23 protein-coding genes are annotated in these 22,492 nt (G+C 63.2%); 11 read left to right on the top strand and 12 right to left on the bottom strand.

The genetic code is table 11. The features are described 5' to 3' along the window. Together G6N73_RS36325 and G6N73_RS15300 are read left to right on the top strand one after the other, a co-directional pair. On the top strand, nucleotides 1–218 hold a 218-nt coding region (locus tag G6N73_RS36325), incomplete at its 5' end, for a hypothetical protein (protein WP_206078867.1). Next, nucleotides 211–987: a sulfite exporter TauE/SafE family protein gene (locus G6N73_RS15300; protein ID WP_165028987.1), complete on the top strand. Its 777-nt coding sequence runs from the start codon at nucleotides 211–213 to the stop codon at nucleotides 985–987. The genes G6N73_RS36325 and G6N73_RS15300, both read left to right, overlap by 8 nt. 23 nt (nucleotides 988–1,010) lie before the next feature. On the opposite strand, the gene G6N73_RS15295 is transcribed toward G6N73_RS15300, so the two are convergent. Continuing rightward, nucleotides 1,011–1,628: a TetR/AcrR family transcriptional regulator gene (locus tag G6N73_RS15295; protein ID WP_165028984.1), complete on the bottom strand. Its 618-nt coding sequence runs from the start codon at nucleotides 1,626–1,628 to the stop codon at nucleotides 1,011–1,013. A 94-nt stretch (nucleotides 1,629–1,722) separates the two neighbouring features. On the opposite strand from G6N73_RS15295, the gene G6N73_RS15290 reads away from it, so the two are divergent. From G6N73_RS15290 to G6N73_RS15275, 4 genes are all read left to right on the top strand, one after another. Continuing rightward, on the top strand, nucleotides 1,723–2,487 hold the full coding sequence (locus G6N73_RS15290; protein WP_165028982.1) for an NIPSNAP family protein: 765 nt from the start codon (nucleotides 1,723–1,725) through the stop codon (nucleotides 2,485–2,487). Between the two features lie 97 nt (nucleotides 2,488–2,584). Then, entirely contained in the window at nucleotides 2,585–3,982 is a 1,398-nt protein-coding gene (gene fumC, locus G6N73_RS15285) for a class II fumarate hydratase (RefSeq protein ID WP_165028980.1), read from the top strand. A gap of 101 nt (nucleotides 3,983–4,083) precedes the next feature. After that, nucleotides 4,084–4,509 carry a DoxX family protein gene (locus G6N73_RS15280; protein ID WP_165028978.1) on the top strand — a complete coding sequence of 142 codons (426 nt, stop codon included), beginning with the start codon at nucleotides 4,084–4,086 and terminating at the stop codon, nucleotides 4,507–4,509. Nucleotides 4,510–4,638: 129 nt separating this feature from the next. After that, a complete protein-coding gene (locus tag G6N73_RS15275; protein WP_165028976.1) occupies nucleotides 4,639–5,040 on the top strand; it encodes a DoxX family protein in 402 nt (133 codons plus the stop codon). A gap of 15 nt (nucleotides 5,041–5,055) precedes the next feature. Here G6N73_RS15275 and ppx read toward each other — a convergent pair whose 3' ends face one another. Beyond that, nucleotides 5,056–6,594 carry an exopolyphosphatase gene (gene ppx, locus G6N73_RS15270; protein ID WP_165028974.1) on the bottom strand — a complete coding sequence of 513 codons (1,539 nt, stop codon included), beginning with the start codon at nucleotides 6,592–6,594 and terminating at the stop codon, nucleotides 5,056–5,058. Further along, on the bottom strand, nucleotides 6,594–8,795 hold the full coding sequence (locus G6N73_RS15265) for an RNA degradosome polyphosphate kinase (protein WP_165028972.1): 2,202 nt from the start codon (nucleotides 8,793–8,795) through the stop codon (nucleotides 6,594–6,596). The genes ppx and G6N73_RS15265 overlap by 1 nt, the downstream gene beginning before the upstream one ends. A 165-nt stretch (nucleotides 8,796–8,960) precedes the next feature. Here G6N73_RS15265 and G6N73_RS15260 point away from each other — a divergent pair, with 165 nt between their 5' ends. Next, on the top strand, nucleotides 8,961–9,203 hold the full coding sequence (locus G6N73_RS15260) for a zinc-finger domain-containing protein (protein ID WP_165028970.1): 243 nt from the start codon (nucleotides 8,961–8,963) through the stop codon (nucleotides 9,201–9,203). 20 nt (nucleotides 9,204–9,223) lie between these two features. After that, nucleotides 9,224–10,438 carry an FAD-dependent monooxygenase gene (locus tag G6N73_RS15255; protein WP_165028968.1) on the top strand — a complete coding sequence of 405 codons (1,215 nt, stop codon included), beginning with the start codon at nucleotides 9,224–9,226 and terminating at the stop codon, nucleotides 10,436–10,438. A gap of 24 nt (nucleotides 10,439–10,462) precedes the next feature. Here the strand turns inward: G6N73_RS15255 and G6N73_RS15250 are convergent, their stop codons facing one another. The 4 genes from G6N73_RS15250 to G6N73_RS15235 all read right to left on the bottom strand — a co-directional run bounded on the left by G6N73_RS15250 (nucleotide 10,463) and on the right by G6N73_RS15235 (nucleotide 14,789). Then, a complete protein-coding gene (locus tag G6N73_RS15250) occupies nucleotides 10,463–11,266 on the bottom strand; it encodes an amino acid ABC transporter ATP-binding protein (RefSeq protein ID WP_165028966.1) in 804 nt (267 codons plus the stop codon). Between the two features lie 22 nt (nucleotides 11,267–11,288). After that, nucleotides 11,289–12,443 (bottom strand): amino acid ABC transporter permease, encoded by a 1,155-nt coding sequence (locus tag G6N73_RS15245; RefSeq protein ID WP_165028964.1) that lies wholly within the window; start codon nucleotides 12,441–12,443, stop codon nucleotides 11,289–11,291. Nucleotides 12,444–12,447: 4 nt separating this feature from the next. Further along, on the bottom strand, nucleotides 12,448–13,695 hold the full coding sequence (locus G6N73_RS15240) for an amino acid ABC transporter permease (protein WP_165028962.1): 1,248 nt from the start codon (nucleotides 13,693–13,695) through the stop codon (nucleotides 12,448–12,450). A 65-nt stretch (nucleotides 13,696–13,760) separates the two neighbouring features. Then, on the bottom strand, nucleotides 13,761–14,789 hold the full coding sequence (locus G6N73_RS15235; protein ID WP_165028960.1) for an amino acid ABC transporter substrate-binding protein: 1,029 nt from the start codon (nucleotides 14,787–14,789) through the stop codon (nucleotides 13,761–13,763). 397 nt (nucleotides 14,790–15,186) lie between these two features. On the opposite strand from G6N73_RS15235, the gene G6N73_RS15230 reads away from it, so the two are divergent. Beyond that, entirely contained in the window at nucleotides 15,187–16,365 is a 1,179-nt protein-coding gene (locus tag G6N73_RS15230; RefSeq protein WP_165028958.1) for a cystathionine beta-lyase, read from the top strand. 68 nt (nucleotides 16,366–16,433) lie between these two features. On the opposite strand, the gene G6N73_RS15225 is transcribed toward G6N73_RS15230, so the two are convergent. Genes G6N73_RS15225 through G6N73_RS15205 form a run of 5 tightly spaced genes read right to left on the bottom strand, consistent with a single transcriptional unit; the run spans nucleotide 16,434 to nucleotide 19,888 of the window. Beyond that, nucleotides 16,434–16,616, bottom strand: a complete 183-nt coding sequence (locus tag G6N73_RS15225) for a DUF5985 family protein (RefSeq protein WP_206078866.1) — start codon at nucleotides 16,614–16,616, stop codon at nucleotides 16,434–16,436. An 8-nt stretch (nucleotides 16,617–16,624) separates the two neighbouring features. Continuing rightward, complete coding sequence (locus G6N73_RS15220) at nucleotides 16,625–16,822, bottom strand: DUF5985 family protein (RefSeq protein WP_206078865.1); 198 nt, start codon at nucleotides 16,820–16,822, stop codon at nucleotides 16,625–16,627. A 26-nt stretch (nucleotides 16,823–16,848) separates the two neighbouring features. Continuing rightward, the gene (arsK, locus tag G6N73_RS15215) at nucleotides 16,849–18,090 is read right to left on the bottom strand and encodes an arsenite efflux MFS transporter ArsK (protein ID WP_165028956.1); all 1,242 of its coding nucleotides are present in this window, start codon (nucleotides 18,088–18,090) and stop codon (nucleotides 16,849–16,851) included. After that, nucleotides 18,087–19,514: an NAD(P)-binding domain-containing protein gene (locus tag G6N73_RS15210; protein ID WP_165028954.1), complete on the bottom strand. Its 1,428-nt coding sequence runs from the start codon at nucleotides 19,512–19,514 to the stop codon at nucleotides 18,087–18,089. The genes arsK and G6N73_RS15210 overlap by 4 nt, the downstream gene beginning before the upstream one ends. A gap of 53 nt (nucleotides 19,515–19,567) precedes the next feature. Beyond that, on the bottom strand, nucleotides 19,568–19,888 hold the full coding sequence (locus tag G6N73_RS15205) for an ArsR/SmtB family transcription factor (RefSeq protein WP_165028952.1): 321 nt from the start codon (nucleotides 19,886–19,888) through the stop codon (nucleotides 19,568–19,570). A 358-nt stretch (nucleotides 19,889–20,246) separates the two neighbouring features. Here G6N73_RS15205 and G6N73_RS15200 point away from each other — a divergent pair, with 358 nt between their 5' ends. Both G6N73_RS15200 and groL read left to right on the top strand, forming a co-directional pair. Beyond that, complete coding sequence (locus G6N73_RS15200; RefSeq protein ID WP_165028950.1) at nucleotides 20,247–20,561, top strand: co-chaperone GroES; 315 nt, start codon at nucleotides 20,247–20,249, stop codon at nucleotides 20,559–20,561. 59 nt (nucleotides 20,562–20,620) lie between these two features. After that, nucleotides 20,621–22,252 carry a chaperonin GroEL gene (gene groL, locus G6N73_RS15195; protein ID WP_165028948.1) on the top strand — a complete coding sequence of 544 codons (1,632 nt, stop codon included), beginning with the start codon at nucleotides 20,621–20,623 and terminating at the stop codon, nucleotides 22,250–22,252. The last annotated feature ends 240 nt before the right edge of the window (nucleotides 22,253–22,492 follow it).

The raw sequence follows: 22,492 nt of genomic DNA, 5'->3' as shown, positions 1-22,492 counted from the left end.
CGGCGAATCCCGAACCATCCGGCGATGAGGCCAATTGGGGCCCGAGGATTCGCTTTTCAAAATTTGCGCGGCGTCACGATATTTCCGCCAAGCCGGCCGCCGTCTCTGGAATATCGTACTTTGCCCACAGGGGGGCCGGCATGCTCTACAATGCGGAAGGGCAGGCCCGATCCACAGGCCTGCATACAGCGCACTTCATGGCGGACACCAATGACTGAATTCATTCTGTTCGCCATAGTCGGCTTTCTGGCCCAGGCGGTCGACGGCGCGCTCGGCATGGCGTATGGCGCGATCTCCTCCACGGTTCTGCTCTCCTTCGGCGTCCCGCCGGCGCAGGCTTCAGCCGCCGTGCACGCGGCGGAAGTGTTCACCACGGCTGCATCCGGCACGGCGCACCACTACCACCGCAATATCGACTGGAAGCTGTTCTGGCGGCTTGCACCGTTCGGCATCCTCGGCGGCTGCCTCGGCGCCTTCGTGCTGACATCCTTCGACGGCGACATGGTGAAACCCTACGTCACGACTTATCTCGCCGTGATCGGGCTCTGGCTGTTCCTGCGGTCGTTCCGCAAGATCCCCACCAATCCGGTTCCCACCCGCCTTGTGGCGCCGCTGGGCACCGTCGGCGGCTTCCTCGACGCGGCCGGCGGCGGCGGATGGGGTCCGATGGTCGTGACTGGTCTTCTCGGCGCCGGCGCGCCGCCACGCTACGTGATCGGCACCGTCAATGCCGCCGAGTTCCTGATCACGCTCGCGGTGTCCATCACCTTCATCGTCGCGCTCGTCACCGGGCACTGGCAGGAAGCGGGGGCGCTGTCGACGCATGCAAGCTCGGTGCTGGGGCTGATCGTGGGCGGCATAGTCGCCGCTCCGCTCGCCGGATGGATGGTCAAGGCCATACGCGAGCGGACGCTTTTGCGCCTCGTCGGCTTCCTGATCATGCTGCTTGCTCTGTTCCAGACCGCCCAGCAACTGGGATTCGTCTGAGGAGCGAACCGGTTCCGGTAGGTTCAGCGGGTCCCTTGCCCCGCGGCCAAAGCCTCGGCGCACACCTTCAGCATCGCGGCGTCCTGCTCGGTTTTGGCCATCGACATCGCCCCCGAATAGGCCGCGACAGTCAGCGCGGCGAAGCGGTCCGGGTCGACGCCTTCTTCGGCCCCGGCTTCCTGGTCGAGGCGCATCCTGTCGGCGATCGCCGCCCGCCACGCCTCGAAGATGCCGGCAAGCACCATGCGGAAATCGTCGTCGGCGAGCGACAGTTCATGCGCCAGATTGTTGAGCGGACAGCCGCGCACGAAACCCTGGCGCTCCAGTTCTTTGGCCACCGCCGCAAAAACCTGCGCAACGCCCTCGCGCGCGGAAGGGGCTTCTTCGATCCGCCTCAACCAGGTCTCCTCGACCGAGGCCGCCACCCGTTCGGCGATCACCGCCATGCCGAGCGCCTTCTTGGTCGCGAAATGGTGGTGCAGCGCACCTCCCGTTACCCCCGCCGCATGCATCAGGTCGCCCAGGCTGGTGGCGTGGTAGCCCCGCTCCTGGAAGGCCAGTTCGGCTACGTCCAGGATCCTCTGCCGCATGCCTTCGGGGTCGTTCGTCCGCTTGCGCGCGGGCTCTCGCGTTTCGGCCATGATGCTCTCCTTCATGGCAAAATAGCACATTGACAAAACCGGACAACCGGTCTGTTATAAACAGGACGATTGACCTGTTTTTGGAGGAAGCGTTTTGTACGAGCAAGCACAGGATGACGTCGCATCAGCGGCAGGGTCACGAGCCACCTTCTCGCCGGTTGTCGAACTTCGCCAGTATACGCTTCATCCCGGCAAGCGCGATGCGCTGATCGATGTCTTCGACAACCATCTCGTCGAACCGCAGGAAGAGACCGGCATGAAGGTCATCGGCCAGTTCCGCGACCTGAACCGTCCCGACCGATTCGTCTGGCTGCGCGGCTTCGACGATATGGAATCGCGACGGGCGTCGCTGAGCGCCTTTTACGGCGGCCCGGTCTGGGCCGAGCACAAGGACGCCGCCAACGCGACGATGATCTCGTCCGACGACGTGCTGCTGTTTGGGCCGGCCTGGCCAGGTTCAGCCTTCGATCTGGCAGGGGCCGAGCGCGGCAGGCGCGACCCGGCAGACGCGATCGTTACGGCGAGGATCTTTCATATTGAACCTGCCGGAGAAGGCGATTTCGTGGAGTTTTTCCGGAACGAGGCAGCGCCGTTGCTTGCCGACCTCGGCGCGCCGCTCCTCGCCGCTTTCGTCACCGAGCACGCCGAAAACAGCTTTCCGCGCCTGCCGGTCCGGGCCGACGAAAATGTCTTCGTCGCGTTCTTCCGCTTTGCCGATGCCGCAGCGCATGCGCGCTATGAAACCGCACTGGCCGATTCCGCCGCTTGGCAAGGCGACCTGCTCCCCCGCCTGCAGAGGCATTTTTCCAGACAACCGGAGACGCTCAGGCTCGCACGAACGGAGCGTTCGCTGCTTTGAACCGATTTGCATCTGGCGCGCACCCAATCTCTGCTTGAAGCCTATTGTGCAAAGCGGTAGGCCGTTGCCGGCATTGCAAAATTTCCGGGAGACGGCCGTGGGCGCTGAGAATTCCAGAACCGAAACCGATACATTCGGGCCGATCCAGGTCGCCGCCGACCGCTATTGGGGCGCGCAGGCCGAGCGCTCGCTCGGCAATTTCAAGATCGGCTGGGAAAAGCAGCCTCTGTCGGTTGTTCGGGCGCTGGGCATCGTCAAGCGCGCCGCGGCGGAAGCCAATATGGAACTCGGCCGCCTCGATCCGACGCTGGGCGAAACGATCGTCAAGGCGGCGCAGGAAGTCATAGACGGCAAGCTCGACGAGCATTTCCCGCTGGTGGTCTGGCAGACCGGCTCCGGCACGCAGTCCAACATGAACGCCAACGAGGTCATTTCCAACCGCGCCATCGAAATGCTGGGCGGCGTCATGGGGTCGAAAAAGCCCGTGCATCCCAACGACCACGTCAACATGAGCCAGTCGTCGAACGATACCTATCCAACGGCGATGCACATAGCCTGCGCCGAGCGGATCGTTCACCACCTGCTGCCTGCCCTGCGGCATCTGCACGCCGCCCTGGAAGCCAAGACCAGAGCATTCGCCGATATCGTCAAGATTGGCCGCACCCATACGCAGGACGCCACGCCGCTGACGCTCGGCCAGGAATTTTCCGGCTACGCCGCGCAGGTCGCCTCGTCGATAAAGCGGATCGAACTGACCCTGCCGGGGCTCATGGAGCTGGCGCAGGGCGGTACCGCTGTCGGCACCGGCCTCAACGCGCCGGTCGGCTTCGCCGAAAAAGTCGCCGAGCGTATTGCCGCGATCACCGGGCTTGCCTTCGTCACCGCGCCCAACAAGTTCGAGGCGCTGGCCGCGCACGATTCCATGGTGTTTTCGCATGGCGCGATCAACGCCGCCGCCGCCGCTTTGTTCAAGATCGCCAACGACATCCGTTTCCTCGGCTCGGGCCCGCGCTCCGGGCTCGGAGAACTGGCGCTGCCGGAAAACGAACCCGGCTCGTCGATCATGCCGGGCAAGGTCAACCCGACCCAGTGCGAGGCGCTGACGCAGGTCTGCGTGCAGGTGTTCGGCAACAACGCAGCCATTACCTTTGCCGGCAGCCAGGGCCATTTCGAGCTCAACGTCTACAATCCGCTGATGGCCTACAATTTCCTGCAGTCGGTGCAGTTGATGGCCGATGCGGCGGTCTCGTTCACCGATAATTGCGTCGTCGGCATCGAGGCGCGTGAGGACAATATCAAGGCCGCTCTGGACCGCTCGCTGATGCTGGTGACGGCGCTGGCGCCGAAGATCGGCTACGACAATGCCGCCAAGATCGCCAAGACGGCGCATAAGAACGGTACGACATTGCGCGAGGAGACGCTCGCCACCGGCCTCGTCACCGCTGAGGAATATGACCGGCTGGTCCGTCCCGAGGACATGACGCGTCCCGGCTAAAACTATTTCTGTTGTGAACGATCTGTCGTCAAATTCCGGGCTTTGGTGAACGGCCGGACTTGTTTATCTGGGGGAGGAACAAACCCTCCGGAGAATCTCGCATGTCTTCTTCCAATGTCGCTGTCGTCAAGAGCGGCTTCGTCGTCAACAACGCCGCCCTGATCGCCGTCGGGCGCGTCCTGCTTTCGCTGATCTTCATCCTCGCCGGCTACGCCAAGCTCACCGGCATCGCCGGAACGGCCGGCTGGTTCGGCAGCATCGGCCTGCCCTTCCCGACGGTTGTTGCGGTCCTGGTCGGCCTGCTAGAACTCTTCGGCGGCCTCGCCATTCTGGTCGGCTTCCAGACGCGGCTCGCCGCGATCGCCCTGGCGCTCTTCACCATCGCAGCCACCCTGATCGCGCATCTCGACTTCGCCGACCAAGTCCAGCTTCTGTTCTTCCAGAAGAACCTGGCGATTGCCGGCGGTCTGGCCGTGCTTGCCGCGTTCGGCGCCGGAGCGCTTTCAGTCGACGGCCGCCGCGGCTGATCTTCTCTGCATCGCTTAGGAAAGCCCGGGTTCGCCCGGGCTTTTTGCGTTCGGGTGCTCCCTCAGCCGTGATTCGCCCGCAAAAGAAAACGCGATATCTTTTCCCGATCTGCAATTCGGGAAATCACCATGACTGGCAGCGCAATTGTCCTCGTCGGCCGGATCCTCCTTTCGGCCATGTTCATCCTCGCCAGCTTCGACAAGTTCGGCGACATCGCCGGCACGACTGACTATTTCGCTGGCCTCGGCCTGCCGATGCCGGGCCTGGTGACGCGGGCGAGCGGCCTCTTTGAATTGATTGCAGGGCTGTGCATCCTCATCGGTTTCGAGACCGCGATCGCGGCCTACCTGCTCGCCGCTTTCTGCCTCGTGGCCGCGTATATCGGCCACTACGGCCAGGGCGGCGACGATCCGACCCTGGTCCTGATGAACATGCAGGCGCTTATGAAGAACATCGCCATTGCCGGCGGCTTCCTGGTGCTCGCAATCCATGGGCCCGGCTCGCTGTCGGTCGATGCGCGGCGCAACTGACGCGTGGCTGGCCGGTTATTTGGCCGCGAAAATCGCCTGCTCGCCTTCAACGGCGAGTTCGAGCCTGCGCCCAGTGAGCTTTGCCAGTTGCGCCAGACGCCCGGCAGGGCGCTCGCCGTCCAAGCCCGCATGGCTGGCCGGGATGACCAGAGCCAGGGCGCCGTTGGCGCGGCTTTCCCATCTGAGCTTCGGAATGACGCCAGGCATGGAGGCCGACAGCAAATAGACGACGCGCAGCAGTCCGCCGAGCAGCCGCGCTCGCTCGACATAACGCGGCGTGGCCAGCGCGGTCAGTTCCGAAGCGGCCGCCTCGGTGAACAGCCCTTCATGACGGTAGAAATTGGCCAGCGCCAGGAAGGCGCGCCCGGGATGGTCGACCCCGATGAAGGAAGCATGCGCGATGATGTTCAGCGACTGCGTGCCGCGATATTCGGGATGCGCGCGCCAGCCGATATCGGCGAGCAGGCACGCGGCGTGGCGATAGCGCGCCTCCTCTTCAGTCTCCTCGACCCCGAAGGCGGCAAGCGATTGCCCTGTCCACTGCACCAGTTCGTGGGCATGCGTGACCGAACGGGCTCGCAGCACGGCAAGCTCCTCCGACGCAGTAATCAGCGGGTCGAGGCGCTGCTCCTCTTCGGACAGCAGTGAAAACAGGAAGCCTTCACGCACGCCGAGCGCCGACACCACGATGTTCGACGGCTTCATGGCGGCGATGATCTCCAGCAGCACGGCGGCTCCATAGGGAAGAAGCGCGCGGCGGTTCTTCGAGATTCCCTCGATGCCCTTCATCTTGTCGATGTCGCCGCGCGCGACCTGCCTCAGGAAGCTGGCCGAGCTTTCGATGCCGACTTCGTAATGGTGCATGACGTTGAGCGGGTAGCCGGTCATGTTCATGTGCAGCCGGGCAAGGTTTCGCCATGTGCCGCCGACGGCGTAGAACACCCTGCCCTGCCCGGCTTTGAGCAGCCTGGCCCTGGCAAGCTCCTCGCGAACGATCCGGGCTGCGACGCCGGGCGAGTTCTTCGACATGTCCTGCAATCTCAGGCCGCCGAGCGGCAGGGTAATGCCGTCGCCGATCGCCTCGCCGGCGACGTCGACCAGTTCCAGGCTGCCGCCGCCGAGATCTCCGGCGATGCCGTCTGCCGGGTGGAAGCCCGATATGACGCCGAGCGCCGAATAATAGGCCTCTTCGCGGCCGCTAAGAACGCGGATTTCCGTGCCGAGGATTTTTTCGGCGCGATGGATGAAATCGGGACCGTTCACCGCCTCGCGGGCCGCGGCGGTGGCGATCACGAAAAGCTCCTCGGCGCCGGCCTGGTCAGAGAGGGCACGGAAACGGCGGAACTCCTCGATGGCGCGGGTCACTGCTTCCGGGTCGAGCTTGCCGGTCGAAACGATGCCGCGGCCGAGACCGGCCAGCATCTTTTCGTTGAACAGAACGGTCGGCGAGCGGGCGATGCCCTCATAGATGACGAGGCGGATCGAGTTCGACCCGATGTCGATGATCGACAGCGGCCGGCGATTCTGCAGCCGGCCCTGGGATTGGGCAATCATCAGTCGACGGACGCGACGGATTTCTTGCGGCGCTTGAACTGCGCGATGCGCTTGGGCGCATGCGATTTCAGCGCGTCACCCCGTCCCGAAAGGCTAGGATTGGTCATGAAATATTCCTGGGCGTTGAACGGCTCTTCGCCCTCGTCCAGCGTCACGCGCCGCGAGGTACCGTCAGGCAATACTTCGAAACTTTGCTGGTTGTCCATAATGTTGCCGAGCATGATCTGGCCGAGCACCTGTTCGTGCACAGTCGGGTTGGTGATCGGCACCATGGTCTCGACGCGGCGGTCGAGATTGCGCGGCATCAGATCGGCCGAGCTGATATAGACGATGGCCTCGTCCGACGGCAGGCCGTGGCCGTTGCCGAAGCAATAGATGCGGCTGTGCTCGAGAAAACGGCCGACGATCGACTTGACCCTTATGTTTTCCGACAGGCCGGGCACCTGCGGCCTCAGGCAGCAAATGCCGCGCACTACGAGGTCGATTTCGACCCCGGCGCGGCTGGCGTCGTAAAGCGCGTCGATAATGACGGGATCGACCAGCGAATTCATCTTCATCCAGATGCGCGCCGGATGACCTTCGCGCGCATGCGCTATTTCATCCGAAATGTGCTGGAGAATGCGGCTTCTCAGCGTAAACGGCGAAATCGCAAGGCGCATCTCCCCCGCCGGCTCGGCATAGCCTGTGATGAAATTGAACAGTTGCGCGACGTCGCGGGCGATCTGCGGGTCGGTGGTGAAGAAGGACAGGTCGGTGTAAATGCGCGCTGTGATCGGGTGGTAATTTCCCGTGCCGAGATGGACGTAATTGCGCAGGCGGCCGTCCTCGCGCCGAACCACCAGCGATATTTTCGAGTGGGTCTTCAGCTCCAGGAAGCCGAACACCACCTGCACGCCGGCACGTTCGAGGTCGCGCGCCCAGCGGATGTTGGCTTCCTCGTCGAAGCGCGCCTTGAGCTCGACCAGCGCCGTCACCGACTTGCCGGCTTCGGCCGCGTCGATCAGCGCGCGCACGATAGGGCTGTCGTTGGAGGTGCGGTAGAGCGTCTGCTTGATCGCCACGACTTCAGGGTCGGCCGACGCCTGGCGCACGAACTGCACAACGACATCGAAGGATTCGTAGGGGTGATGGACGATGATGTCCTTCTCGCGGATGGCGGCAAAGCAGTCGCCGCCGTGCTCGCGGATGCGCTCCGGGAAACGCGGATTGTAGGGCGGGAACTTCAGATCGTCGCGGGGAACGGCGACAATCTCGGAAATCTGGTTGAGCGCCAGCGGGCCGGTCAAAACGCTGATGCGGCTGCCCGATACGCCAAGTTCGCCGGCCACGAAGTCGCGCAGTTCCCACGGCATCTGCGCGTCGAACTCGATGCGGATCACTTGGCCGCGCCGCCGGCGCTTCAGCGCCGTCTCGAAGAGTTGCACCAGATCCTCGGCTTCTTCCTCGACCTCGATATCGCTGTCTCGGATGATGCGGAAAGTGCCCGATCCCCTGACCTCGTAGCCCGGAAACAGCTTGCCGATGAAAACGCCGACGGTTTCCTCGATCGGGATGAAGCGGACCGCACCCTTGCGATCGGGCAGCCTGATGTAGCGCTTGAGCGCGACCGGCAGGCGCAAGAGCGCCGTCATCTGCTCGCTGTTCTTGCGGTGACGGAGTTGCAGCGCGATCGAGAAGCCGAGATTTGGAATAAACGGGAACGGATGCGCCGGATCAATCGAAAGCGGCGTCAGCACCGGAAAAACCTGTTCCAGGAAGTGGTCTTCCAGCCAGATCTTCTCGTCTTTGGTCATCGCCTCGGCAGTGACAATCTCGATGCCTTCCTTCTTGAGGAGGCTCATCAGTACCGACAGGCTTTTCTGCTGATCCTCCTGCAGACGCCCGACCTCGAGCAGCAATTGCTCGAGCTGCTGTTCCGGCGTCCGTCCGTCAGGGCTTCTGAGCGCGATGCCCTCGCGGATCTGGCCGGCGAGGCCGGCGACGCGGACCATGAAGAACTCGTCTAGATTGTCGGCCGAGATCGACAGGAAGCGCACGCGCTCCAGTGCCGGATGATTCGGGTTGAGCGATTCCTCCAGCACCCGCCGATTGAACTGCAGCCAGGAGAACTCCCGGTTGACGAAGCGGTCGGGATTGCCCGACACGTCGGCCTCAGCCGCGACCGTGGTGAATTCGGACTGGACTGGTTTTAGCTCGTTCATCGTTGCCGCTGCCCTTCTTCGCTCTCGTTCGCTCTCGGCCGTTATCCGGCTCAGCTTAGCTTCTGACAGGCTTTTGCGACAGTTTGATTTCACATGGCTTGCAAACGGATTGGCTATGCTGCAAGCGCTTGCTGTGACGCGACGCGCAAGCGACAGGAGACGATGATGGCCGGCGGCACCATTCCCCACTTCCAGAACGATGCGGGCCATCCCGTCATCGAAATCGGCGTCAAGGAATTCATGTGCGTCGGCGCCAATCCGCCTTTCGACCATCCGCACGTGTTCCTCGACATGGGCAGCGACGACGAGAAGGTCTGCCCCTACTGCTCGACGCTCTTTCGCTTCAACAAAGCGCTGAAGGCCGATGAGACCCGACCGGAAGGCAGCTTTTACCACCGCGCCGCCTGATTGGGCCGCTTGGCCGTCCGGTGAACGGCGCCCGCCACACTGAAATCATTATAGCCGGCGCAGGCATTGCCGGGCTCACCGCAGCACTGGCCTTCGCGTCGCGCGGCTATGCGGTGCAGGTGTTCGAGCGCGCGCCGCAACTGGAAGAAGTCGGCGCCGGCATCCAGCTCTCGCCTAACGCGACCCGCATCCTCGCCCGGCTCGGCGTTCTGCCTGCGCTGCTGAAAACCGCTGTGCGGCCGGACGCCGTGCTCTTGCGAGAAGGCCGCACGCTAGCCGAACTGGCCCGGGTGCCGCTCGGCGAGGCGGCAGAAAGGCGCTGGCAAGCGCCCTACCTCGCGCTTCACCGCGCCGACCTGCAAAGCGCGCTGCTTTCACGGGTGGTCGAAACGCCCGCAATCCGCCTGGTCGCAAACGCCGCCGTCACCGGCGTGGCGCAATCGAGCGCTGGCGTTGCGGTGACAATCGTCAGCGAGGCAGAGCGAAGCGAAGCGAGCGGCGTGCTGCTTGTGGGGGCCGACGGCGTCCGGTCGGCGGTCCGGGCTTTCTTTGGCCCATCCCGCGAGAGCCGTTATTCCGGGGAAGTCGCCTGGCGAACCACCCTACCGGCCGACAGCGCCGCAGGCCGGGCCTTGCTCGAAGCGACACCCGCTGACACCGTCACCGCCTTCCTCCACAGCGGCTTTCACCTGATCGCCTATCCGGTGCGCGGTAGTGCTGCAATCAACCTCGCCGCCTTTACGGCGGGAGCGGGCCTTGCCGAAAAATGGCTGGGCAAAGTGGATGTCGCACCGCTGCGGAACGCGATGCGCGCCACTGCACCGGTGCTTTCCCGGCTCGCCGACGAAGCCGGCCCATGGACCGCGTGGCCCATTCACACCGTTGACCGCCGGCCGGCCTGGACCTTCCCCGGCGTAGCACTGATCGGCGACGCCGCCCATGCGATGACGCCGTTTGCCGCGCAGGGCGCGGCGATGGCCATCGAGGATGCATGGACGCTCGCCGCCTCCGTCACAGCCGCTCCGGGCGATCTCGCGGGAGCTCTTGCCGCCTGGGAGGCCGCCCGCCGCTCGCGCGTTGAAAAGGTAGCGCGGCGCGGTGCCTTCAATCGCTTCGCCTGGCACGCATCCGGACCGGTGGCGCTCGCTCGAAATCTTGTGCTGAAAACCCGTCCGCCGGGAAAACTCGCCGCCGACCTCGACTGGCTCTACGGGTGGGAGCCGCCCGACTTCTGAGTTCCGGCCGATCACTGTCCGTGATCAGTGCAATATCTGACTCAAGAACAGTTTCGTGCGCTCGTGCTGCGGGTTATCGAAGAACTGGCCCGGCGTGTTCTGCTCGACGATCTGGCCCTGATCCATGAAGATCACCCGGTTGGCGACCTTACGGGCAAATCCCATTTCGTGGGTCACGCAGATCATCGTCATGCCCTCTTCGGCGAGGCCGACCATGGTTTCGAGCACTTCCTTGATCATTTCGGGATCGAGCGCCGAAGTCGGCTCGTCGAACAGCATGATGCGCGGGTTCATGCATAGCGAACGCGCGATCGCCACGCGCTGCTGCTGGCCGCCCGAAAGCTGACCCGGATATTTGTTGGCCTGTTCGGGGATCTTCACCCGCGTCAGGAAGTGCATCGCGATTTCTTCCGCCTGCTTCTTCGGCGTCTTGCGCACCCAGATCGGCGCCAGCGTGCAGTTCTCCAGGATGGTCAGGTGCGGGAACAGGTTGAAGTGCTGGAACACCATGCCGACTTCGCGGCGGACCTCGTCGATCTTCTTCAGATCGTTGGTGAGTTCCTTGCCGTCGACGATGATCTTGCCCTTCTGGTGCTCTTCCAGCCGGTTGATGCAGCGAATCATAGTCGACTTGCCCGAGCCGGAAGGCCCGCAGACGACGATGCGCTCTCCGCGCATCACCCTCAGATTGATATCCTTCAGGACATGAAAATCGCCGTACCATTTGTGCATGTTGACAATGTCGATGGCGACATCCGTCTCCGAAATATGCATCTTGCCGACGTCGACCTTGATCTCTTCGGCGCTTACAGCGTTTTCTATGGCCATCGGCCTTCCCCTTGTTTTTCTATCATTTGTGGCCGGTATCGAGCCGGCGTTCCATGAACATCGAGTAGCGCGACATGCCGAAGCAGAAGAGCCAGAACACGAAGCCGGAAAAGACCAGCCCGCTCATCGGCGTCTGGGCGGACGCCCAGGCGGCGTCGGCGAAATTCTGCCGGACGATGCCGAGCAGATCGAACATGCCGATGATGTAGACGAGGCTGGTGTCCTTGAACAGGCCGATGAAGGTGTTGACGATGCCGGGAATGACGAGCTTGAGCGCCTGCGGCAGGACGATAAGGCCGGTTTTCTGCCAATAGCTGAAGCCAAGCGAATCGGCGCCTTCATATTGCCCCTTCGGAATGGCCTGCAATCCGCCACGGATCACCTCGGCCATATAGGCCGACGCAAACAGCGCCACCCCGATCAACGCCCGAAGGAACTTGTCGAAGGTCATGCCGGCAGGCAGGAACAGCGGCAGCATGACGCTCGCCATGAACAGGACGGTGACCAGCGGCACCCCGCGTATGGCTTCGATGAAGATGACGCAGACCATCTTGACCACCGGCAATTTCGAACGCCGGCCAAGCGCCAGAACGATCCCGAGCGGCAACGACACGGCGATGCCGACGAAGGACAGGACCAGTGTGACCATCAGGCCGCCCCAGAGCTGCGTCTCGACATAGGGCAGGCCAAGGACGCCGCCGACAAGCAGGACGAACGCGACGATCGGAAAAATGCCGAAAAGCATGATGGCGTTCAGTCCCTTGTAGGGAGCGCGCGGGATCATCAGCGGCACGAGCAACGCCACGAACATGATGGCCACCAGCCATACCCGCCAGCGTTCCGAGATCGTGTAGCGGCCGACCATGAACTGCTCGAATTTGGCGTTGACGAACGCCCAGCAGGCGCCGGACCAGCCGTCCGGCTGGAGGCCTCCTTGCGAGACGGTTGCACAGACGCTGCGGTCGGGGCCGCTCCATTGCGCACTGATAAACAGCCAGTTGACCAACGGCGGCAGCACCAGCCCAAGAATGGCGATGCCGATGACGGTCATGATGGCGTCCGCCGGCGTGGCGAAAAGGTTGATGCGCAGCCAGCGGACGAGGCCGCGCTCGCCCAAAGGCGCGGCCTGCGCATTCACCATCTCGGCGCGGACGTAGGAGAGATCGTGTTCTTGCATGATCCTACCTCTCGACCAGCGCCATTTTGGCGTTGAACCAGTTCATGAAGGCGGATGTTGCAAGGCTGAGGCCGAGATAGACCACCATCCAGATGGCGACGATCTCGATGGCCTGCCCCGTCTGGTTGAGGATGGTCCCGCCGATAGCCACAAGGTCGGGATAGCCGATCGCGATGGCCAGCGACGAGTTCTTGGTCAGATTGAGGTATTGGCTGGTCAGCGGCGGAATGATGATGCGCATCGCCTGCGGAATGATGACCAGCCGCAACGCCTGGCCCGAGCGCAGGCCGAGCGCGTAGGACGCTTCCGTCTGGCCTTTGTTGACGCCCAGAATGCCGGCCCGAACGATCTCGGCGATGAACGCCGCGGTATAGAAGGACAGAGCGAGGTAAAGCGCCAGGAACTCCGGCTTGACCTGGAAGCCGCCGACCAGGTTGAAGGTCGAGGCGGTCGGGAATTCCAGCGTCAGCGGGAAGCCGGCCAACGCGAAGGCCAGCAGCGGCAGGCCGATGATCAGCGCCACCGACGTCCAGAATACCGGGAATTGCTGCCCCGTTGCTTCCTGGCGCTGGCGCGCCTTCCGGGCGACAAACCAGATCATGGCAATCGCAACGACGATTGCGGCGGCGATGAGCCAGGCGCCATCGCCCCATACCGTCTTCGGCAGGAAGAAGCCGCGATTGTTGAGATACGAGCCGAAGCTCAGGAAGTAATCCAGCCCATAGAAACCCCGTGAGGTTTCGAAGCCAAGCGGAATGCCGAGCGCAATGCTGTCGCGCGGCGCAGGCAGCACCGAGATGACGCCGAAATACCAGAAGAAGATGACGAGCAGCGGCGGAATGTTCCGGAACACCTCCACATAGACCATGCAGATCTTGCGGATCAGCCAGTTCCTGGAGAGCCGCCCGACGCCGACGATGAAGCCGATGATCGACGCCGTCACGATGCCGACCCCGGCCACGAGCAACGTGTTGAGAAGTCCGACGAGCAGTGCGCGCGAATATCGTGAATCGGAGGAGAATGAGATCAGGCTTTGACTGATGTCGAAGCCGGAGCGGCCGTTCAGAAAGGCAAAGCCCGACGAGATGTTGGCGCGCCTGAGATTCTCGACCGTGTTGCCGACGATCCAGTAGATGAAAAACACCAGCGCGACGAAAAGCAGAACCTGATAGGCGATCCCGCGGATCTTCGGATCATTCAAATAAGTGGCGAGTGAGCTCTCCGCCCGCCCGGCTACATCCTGCGAAGCCATGTTGTCTCCTTTGCACGGAGACCGGAAGGCGGATTCCCGCCTTCCGGATCGCCAAGTCGTTCAACTCAGCGGATCGGCATCGCGTATTGCAGTCCACCCTTGGTCCACAGCGCGTTAAGGCCGCGGGCGATCTTGAGCGGGCTGCCCTGCCCGATGTTGCGCTCGAAGCTCTCGCCGTAATTGCCGACGCCCTTGATGATATTGACCACCCAGTCATTGTTGAGGCCGAGGTCGGTGCCGAGCTTGGAATCGGCCTCCTGCCCAAGGATGCGCTTGATGTCGGGGTTCGGCGAGTTCTTCATTTCCTCGACATTCGCCTGCGTGATGCCGGCCTCTTCGGCCAGGACCATCGCGTAGAGGGTCCACTTCACGATGTCCATCCACTGATCGTCGCCCTGGCGGACGGCGGGGCCGAGCGGCTCCTTCGAAATGATCTCGGGAAGAACGACATGATCGTCCGGAGCAGCCAGCGTCAGGCGGATCGAATAGAGGCCCGACTGGTCGGTGGTGTAGGCGTCGCAGCGGCCGGCATCATAGGCGGCGTTGACCTCCTCGAGCTTCTCGAACACCACCGGATTGTATTCGAGGTTGTTGGCCTTGAAATAATCGGCGAGGTTGAGCTCGGTGGTCGTGCCGGTCTGCACGCATACCGAGGCGCCCGAAAGCTGCAGCGCGGAGTTCACGCCGGGGAGCTTCTTGGCATTGATCATGAAGCCCTGGCCGTCATAGTAGTTGACGCCGGCGAAGTTGAAGCCGAGCGAAGTGTCGCGGCTCAGCGTCCAGGTGGTGTTGCGGGAGAGAAGGTCGATCTCACCCGACTGCAGCGCAGTGAAGCGCTCCTTGGCGTTGGTGGGGGTAAACTTCACCTTGGTCGGATCGCCAAAGATCGCAGCCGCGACTGCGCGGCAGAGATCGACATCGAAGCCGGTCCATTCGCCTTTATCATTCGGCGCAGAAAAGCCCGCCAGCGCCGTGTTGACGCCGCATTGCACGAACCCCTTCGCCTTGACATCGTCCAGCGTGGCGGCGGAAGCGGCCGAGGCCGCCATTCCGAGCGCGGCCGCGCCGAGAATGACTTTCACAGTGTGTTTCATACCCACTAACCCTTTTCTGTTGTTCGGGATCAAATCCCTGTTTTTTTCGTGCGAAAGCAGCAATGCCGTCCCGGCCCACTTCCGAAACGTCGCCTCGCGTGCTGCGCTGCTGCCGTGCTCCCGTTCACGAACTGCATCGAAGGCGATTATTTTAGTGAGGTCAAGTGGAATGACTGAATCGGGCTGAGTTTGAAAATCCGGCGCCCAAAATGACCATTTGCTGGGCCGAATGCGCGCGAAATGGCCGTCGGGAGACCGGTTTTGACGCGAATTTGGGCTCGACAGGGCCAAGGGCCGTTCTGGCTCAAACGACTTCTCCCGGCTCGCTAGCCTGTCCGGTTGCGTCCGCTACTGCGCCGCTCTATGCGTTGGGCCTCATCAGCATGGCAGGACCAAGATGGCCGGACAAGATTTCGACAGCATGGGAATCCACACGCGGCTGGCGCATGCCGGCAATGACCCGCGCAACTATTTCGGCTTTGTCAATCCGCCTGTCGTGCATGCCTCGACTGTGCTGTTTCCAGACGCCGCGACAATGGCGGCGCGATCGCAGAAATACACCTATGGCACGCGCGGCACGCCGACCAGCGACGCGCTCGCGGAGGCCATAGATGCACTTGAAGGCTCGGCCGGCACAATCATAGTCCCGTCGGGGCTTGCGGCCGTCACCATTCCGCTGCTCGCCTTCCTGTCGGCGGGCGACCATGTGCTGATCGTCGATTCCGTCTATTTTCCGACACGCAATTTCGCCAACACGATGCTGGCGCGCCTCGGCGTTGAGGTCGAGTATTATGATCCGCATGTCGGTGCGAGGATCGCGGCGCTGATGAAGCCGAATACGAAAGTCGTCTTCACCGAATCGCCCGCCTCCAACACCTTCGAAATGCAGGACATTCCCGCCATCGCCAAGGCGGCGCACGCCGGCGGCGCGGTGGTGATGATGGACAATACCTGGGCGACGCCGCTCTATTTCAAGCCGCTCGATCACGGCGCCGACATTTCCATCCACGCGGCGACCAAATACCCAGCCGGCCATTCCGACGTGCTGCTCGGCACGGTTTCGGCCAATTCCGAATGTTGGCCGAAACTGCAGGAGGGGTTCATCACGCTCGGCTGCTGTTCCGGTCCCGACGACGTCTACCAGGTGCTGAGGGGCTTGCGCACGATGGGCATCCGCCTGGAAAGGCACCAGGAAAGCGCGCTCGACATTGCGCGCTGGCTGGAGACGCAGTCGGGCGTCGCACGCGTCCTGCATCCGGCGCTGGAAAGCCATCCCGGGCATGCGCTATGGAAACGCGATTTCTGCGGTTCGAGCGGCATTTTCTCGGTGGTTCTGGCCGGCGGCGGCGTGAAACAGGCGCACGCCTTTCTTGACGCGCTCAGGATTTTCGGGCTGGGCTATTCCTGGGGCGGCTATGAAAGCCTGGCGGTGCATATCTCGCTCGCCGACCGCACCATCGCCAAGGGACCGTATGAAGGCCCGATCATCCGGTTGCAGATCGGACTGGAAAACGTCGAGGATCTGAACGCCGACATCGCCAGGGGGCTGGCGGCCGCCGCGGCCGCCTCAACCTAAGCGCGCCGGCTTTTCGCGATCACGGCTAAAAGTATCAGGGTAAAGGCGCCGTGGCGCAACAGATAGAGCTAGCTGCGCTCCTCGATCGGAATCCGCACGAAAACGAGCAGCGCCTGGTTGGCGGCCAGCATCAAGAACGCGACGGCGACGGCGGCGCACAGACGATCGCCCGTTCGCCGCCAGAAGCGGAGGAAGAACAGGCCAGCGACCACGAAACCCATGGTGATCAGCCCCGAACCGAATTCGAACATGGCCGCTCCTATTCCGTTTCCCAAACCAGCCCGAGCAGCAGGGTTCCCACCGCCGCCAGCGAAGCCGCGTGGCGAAACACCTGCAAATTGGCGCTGGGGAAGACCAGTATGTCGAAAATGACGACAATGCTGTTGAGCGACAGGAAGCCGAAGCACAGGCCGCTCCAGAACAGGAGCCGCGTGCCGCTGCGCCAGTAGCCGCGCAACCCGCGGCTGCGGCACGGGCGTCCGGCTAACCAGATCCGCCTTCCATCGCGAGTTGAGTTCGACCACTCCGCGGCCTGCGGCACATAAAAGCGACTGCCGCGAATGCGAGGAGGCCGAGAGCGCCCACCGCGGCCAGCCAGCCCAGCGCGGCGGCCGTGCCTCCGAGCGCGATCATCATCGACAGGCCGAACGGCGCGACGGAGGATGAAAGCTGGCGCGCGGCGGACACCCAGCCCAGCCGGGCGCCGTAGCCCTGCCTGCCGAAGAGTTCGAGCGGCAGCGTTCCTCCAACGATGCTGGTCAGGCCCGAGCCGAGCCCGAACAGGATCACGAAGGCAAGGCCGCCGGCCAGCATCGGGGACGTCAAAAGGAGCATGCCGAGGCCGATCGGAAGCAGGCCGGCGGCGATCACAGACAACCTTGTCTGCGCCAGCCGCCCGCCGAAGAGCATGTTGGTCAGGCGACTCAACACCTGCGCCGGACCAAACAGGGTCGTAACGAACACGCCCGCCGCTCCGAACCCGAGGGCCGCTGTCAGCGGCACCATGTGCACCAACACCGACGAAAGAACGAAGCCTTCTATCGCGAAGCCGGCGAGCATCAGCAGGAATATTCCGGGCCGGCCGATTGCGCGTCCATTGTTCTCAACGCCTGGCGCCGGCTGCGCTGCATCCTCACCCGCCGATTTAATCTCGGTCCGGACCGGAAGGCGGGCGAGCCAGATGTGGATCGGCAGGCACAGAAAGAGATTGAGAGCTGCGAAGACGAAATAGACTTCGCGCCACTCCAGATGCGCATGCAGCGCCGCCGTCAGCGGCCAGAACAGGGTCGAGGCGAAGCCGGCGATCAAGGTGAGATGCGTGATGCTGCGTTGCGCGCCCTGCCCTCCGATCTGCACGATTGCCGCAAAGGCCGTGCTGTAGAGGACGAAGGAGGCCGCGATTTCCAGGATGATCAGCGCCACCACGAATATCGGACCTGTCGGGGCAAGCGCCGATGCAGCAAGCGCCAGGGCAGCGAACACCGATCCGAACGCCATCAGGCGGCCGGCGCCGAAGCGGTCCGCCCAATGGCCGGCCACCGGAGCCACGATCGCTCCGGCGAGCAGCGACGCCGACAGCGCCCCGAAAATCCACTGCTCGGGCCAGCCGAAATCGGCGGCCATCGCCGGCGCAAGAATGCTGAACCCGTAGTAGAGCGTGCCATAGCCGAGGATCTGGGTGAGCCCCAGCGCCCAGATGACGGCGGCCGGCGTCTTCTGTGTCATTCGGCGGGTTCCATCGACTTGTCCAAAGCATTCGCTTTAATGGCTGCGGATCTGTCGCCGCAACCGCAGCCGGCGCGGCCCTCCGCCCTGGCGTCCGCATCGGCAACGCAGCACGCGTCGACCTGTTTCGGCGCAGGTCCGCCACAGCATCCAGCCGAAGAGGCTGGCGTGGCGCTGCAGACGCCGGTCTCCGGCAGGACGAGGCGCACCTCGCGTGCGGCGCGGTGGTCGCCGGCTATCTCGGCGACCACCGAGCGGACCTGCTCGTAGCCGGTCGCCATCAGGAAGGTCGGCGCGCGGCCGTAGGACTTGGACCCAACGATCGTGAAAGCTGGCTCGGGATGGGCGAGTTCGTCTATGCCATGCGGCGGGACTGTGCCGCAGGAATGAAGGTTCGGGTCGATTAGCGGTGCAAGCGCCGGCGGCGCTTCGACGGCTGGATCGAGCGCGATGCGGATTTCGCTTAGGAACGATAGATCTGGCCGGAAACCTGTCGCGACGACGATGCGGTCCACCGACAGGCTGAAGGGTTTTCCCGCGAGAGTCGCCTCGATCGTGAGATCGTCGCCCGTCGTGTCGATGCGCTCCACCGAGAAAGGAGCCAGCATGTTCATGCTGCCGTTCTCGATCGCCCGCTTGGCGGCAAGGCCAAGCGCGCCGCGCTCCGGCAGCTGGTCGTTCAGGCCGCCGCCGAGAAGCTTCGCGACGCTGTTTCGGCGGAGCGCCCAGAAGATCTCCGTGCCCGGCGCCTCGCCCTGGAGCTCCATCAGCGCCAGCGCGACGTTGATCGCGGAGTGTCCGCCGCCAATAACGAGCACGCGTTTTCCGGCATAGTCGCTCCTCCGCGACCCGATGACGTCCGGAATGCCATAGGCGATCCGGCCGCCTGCCTCGCGCTCACCTGGAACAGGCAGACCGTCGATGCCGATCGGATTTGGCCGCGACCAGGTTCCCGATGCGTCGATCACGGCACGGGCAAGAATGCGGCGCTCCCCATCCGCGTCCCTATAGCGGACGACGAATGGCGACTCCTGCCTGCCTTCATCGGATACCTTGTCGTGTCCCCGGCGCGTGATCGCAGTCACGGTCGCGCCGAGTTTCAGGTGAGGCGCGATCTGCGGAAGCGTCGCCAGCGGCGCAAGATAGTCCCTGACAATTTCCGATCCGGTCGCCAGCGCCGCGTCGTCCGGCGCACGCCAGCCCGATTGCTCGAGCAGCAACCGTGCCGCCGCATCGATGTTGTAGCGCCACGGCGAAAACACTCGGACATGACCCCATTCGAGCAGTGTCGAGCCGATCCTCTCGCCCCGTTCGAAGACAATCGGCGTCAAGCCGCGCGATACAAGATGGGCAGCCGCCGCCAAGCCAACGGGGCCGGCGCCGACGATCGCGACAGGAAGTTCTCCGTTCAACGTCATGACCATTATCTTCGATCCTTCTGGTAGTTTCGAATTAATAAGCCAAAAAAAAGCCGCCCTTATACGACGGCTTCTTTCGCCACTGGCGGGCAGGTTCCGTCAGCGCAGCATTCGTCAGCCAGATAGCCGATCAGCGCCTGCATGCCGGGATAATGGGCGCGGCAGATCAGCGTCGTCGCCTGCCTCTCCTGCGTCACCAGCCCGGTGTCGACCAAGCGCTTCAAATGATGCGAGAGCGTCGAGGCGGCGATGTCCAGCTTTTCCTGGAGGCGCCCGACCGGCAGCCCCTCATCACCCGCGCGAACAAGCGTGCGGTAGAGCTGAAGCCGGGTCGGATTTCCCAGCGCTTCGAGTTGATCGGCTGCTTTTTCGAGTTTCATGGAAATACCCTATTGTCGGCTTTGCGGGTTGTCAATAGAATTTCGATGAAACTCGAAATAGTGTGATGGCGCGACCGGAGTCAGCTTTGGCGGCCTTGCCTGCTCGGACGGACAGCTGCTCGAAAATGCAAGCAGTTGCCTTCAATCTAGACCAGGACAACCACGGATCACGGTGTATTGGCACTCGATGGCTATGAGTGCTAAAATTTCTGCTGATGCCTCTTGAAAGCCGAAAATGGCTGAATTAGCTCGATATATGCGCGATGCCTGAACAAGGGTTGCGGCTTCCCGCGCCGTCCGTTTTCGCCGGTCCGGCGCGCAGGAACCTCAAAAACTGTTTGTCCATGAGGAGAACACCATGACGTTCCGTCCATTGCACGACCGTCTCCTGGTCCGCCGCGTCGAGGTCGACGAAAAGACGGCCGGAGGCATTATCATTCCCGACACCGCCAAGGAGAAGCCGCAGGAAGGTGAAGTCATCGCCGCCGGACCCGGCGCGCGCAACGAAGCCGGGCGGCTTCAGCCGCTCGACGTCAAGGTCGGAGACCGTATCCTGTTCGGCAAATGGTCCGGCACCGAGATCAAGCTGAATGGCGAGGATCTGCTCATCATGAAGGAAAGCGACGTGATGGGCGTGATCGAGAAGACCGCTGAAATGAAGAGCGCCGCCTGACGGCTTCTGACGGCAAACCAACCAGTCAACGAAAGCTGCCTATTTGAAGGAGTGATCCAATGGCTGCCAAGGAAGTGAAATTCCACACCGAAGCGCGCGAAAAGATGCTGCGCGGCGTCGACGTCCTCGCCAACGCCGTCAAGGTGACGCTCGGCCCGAAGGGCCGCAATGTCGTCATGGACAAATCGTTCGGCGCCCCGCGCATCAGCAAGGACGGCGTCACCGTCGCCAAGGAAATTGAGCTCGAGGACAAGTTCGAGAATATGGGCGCGCAGATGGTGCGCGAGGTCGCCTCCAAGACCAGCGACGTCGCCGGTGACGGCACCACGACCGCGACCGTGCTGGCTCAGGCCATCGTCAGGGAAGGCGCCAAGGCGGTTGCCGCCGGGATGAACCCGATGGACCTGAAGCGCGGCATCGACAAGGCCGTGGAAGCGATTGTTGCCGAACTGAAAAGCAATGCCCGCAAGGTCACCAACAATGACGAGATCGCGCAGGTCGGCACCATCTCGGCCAATGGCGATACCGAAATCGGCCGCTTCCTTGCCGAGGCGATGCAGAAAGTCGGCAATGAAGGCGTCATCACCGTCGAGGAAGCCAAGACCGCCGAGACCGAGCTCGAGGTCGTCGAAGGCATGCAGTTCGATCGGGGCTATCTCTCGCCCTACTTCATCACCAACCAGGACAAGATGCGCGTCGAGCTGGAAGAGCCCTACGTGCTGATCCACGAGAAGAAGCTGTCGAACCTGCAGGCGCTGCTTCCCGTTCTGGAAGCGGTGGTCCAGTCCAGCAAGCCGTTGCTGATTATCGCCGAAGACGTCGAGGGCGAGGCTCTGGCGACGCTGGTGGTCAACAAGCTGCGCGGCGGACTCAAGGTCGCGGCCGTGAAGGCACCGGGCTTCGGCGATCGCCGCAAGGCCATGCTGGAAGACATCGCGATCCTGACCGGCGGTACGGCCATTAGCGAAGACCTCGGCATCAAGCTGGAGAATGTCACGCTGGAGATGCTCGGCCGCGCCAAGAAAGTGGTGGTCGAGAAGGAGAACACCACCATTGTCGACGGCGCCGGCTCGAAGACCGAAATCCAGGGCCGGGTAAGCCAGATCAAGGCGCAGATCGAGGAGACCACCTCGGACTACGACCGCGAGAAGCTGCAGGAGCGGCTGGCCAAGCTCGCCGGCGGCGTCGCCGTCATCCGCGTCGGCGGCTCCACCGAGATCGAGGTCAAGGAGCGCAAGGACCGGGTCGACGACGCGCTGCATGCGACGCGTGCCGCCGTCGAGGAAGGCGTGCTGCCAGGCGGCGGCGTGGCGCTGCTCAGGGCCGCCAAGGCGCTCGATACGGTAGAGGTGGACAATCCCGACCAGAGGACCGGCGTCGAGATCGTGCGAAAGGCGCTCGAGTGGCCGGTGCGGCAGATCGCCGAGAATGCCGGCGCCGAGGGTTCGATCATCGTCGGCAAGCTGCGTGAGAACGCGGATTTCGGCTATGGCTGGAACGCTCAGACCAATGAGTTCGGCGACCTTTTCGGCCAGGGTGTGATCGACCCGGCCAAGGTGGTGCGCACCGCCCTCCAGGACGCTGCTTCGATAGCCGGCCTGCTCGTGACGACGGAGGCCATGATAGCGGAGAAGCCGAAGAAGGAAGCACCGGCTCCGGCCATGCCGGGCGGCTCGGGCATGGACTTCTAGCACGGCGCAGGTCCACGCTCCCATTGCTGGGCGTGGACCTTGCCTGAACGGCTGCCAGACATGCGAAGCTGGTCTGCAGCTATGCCTTCCGGCAGCGTTTGAACCGTGTGCGATCGGCGTTAAGTAACTCCGATGGACCGAGATACCAGCCCGGCACGGAGTTCCGCCGACGCGGCGGCTACCGTCGCCTTCATAGACCTTGCCGGTTTCAGCGCCATTGCGGACGTCTATGGAGACGCA

The organism is Allomesorhizobium camelthorni (genome assembly GCF_011045125.1).
In the GTDB taxonomy this organism is placed as follows: Bacteria; Pseudomonadota; Alphaproteobacteria; order Rhizobiales; family Rhizobiaceae; genus Allomesorhizobium; species Allomesorhizobium camelthorni.
This window is presented reverse-complemented; position numbering and strand designations above follow the sequence as displayed.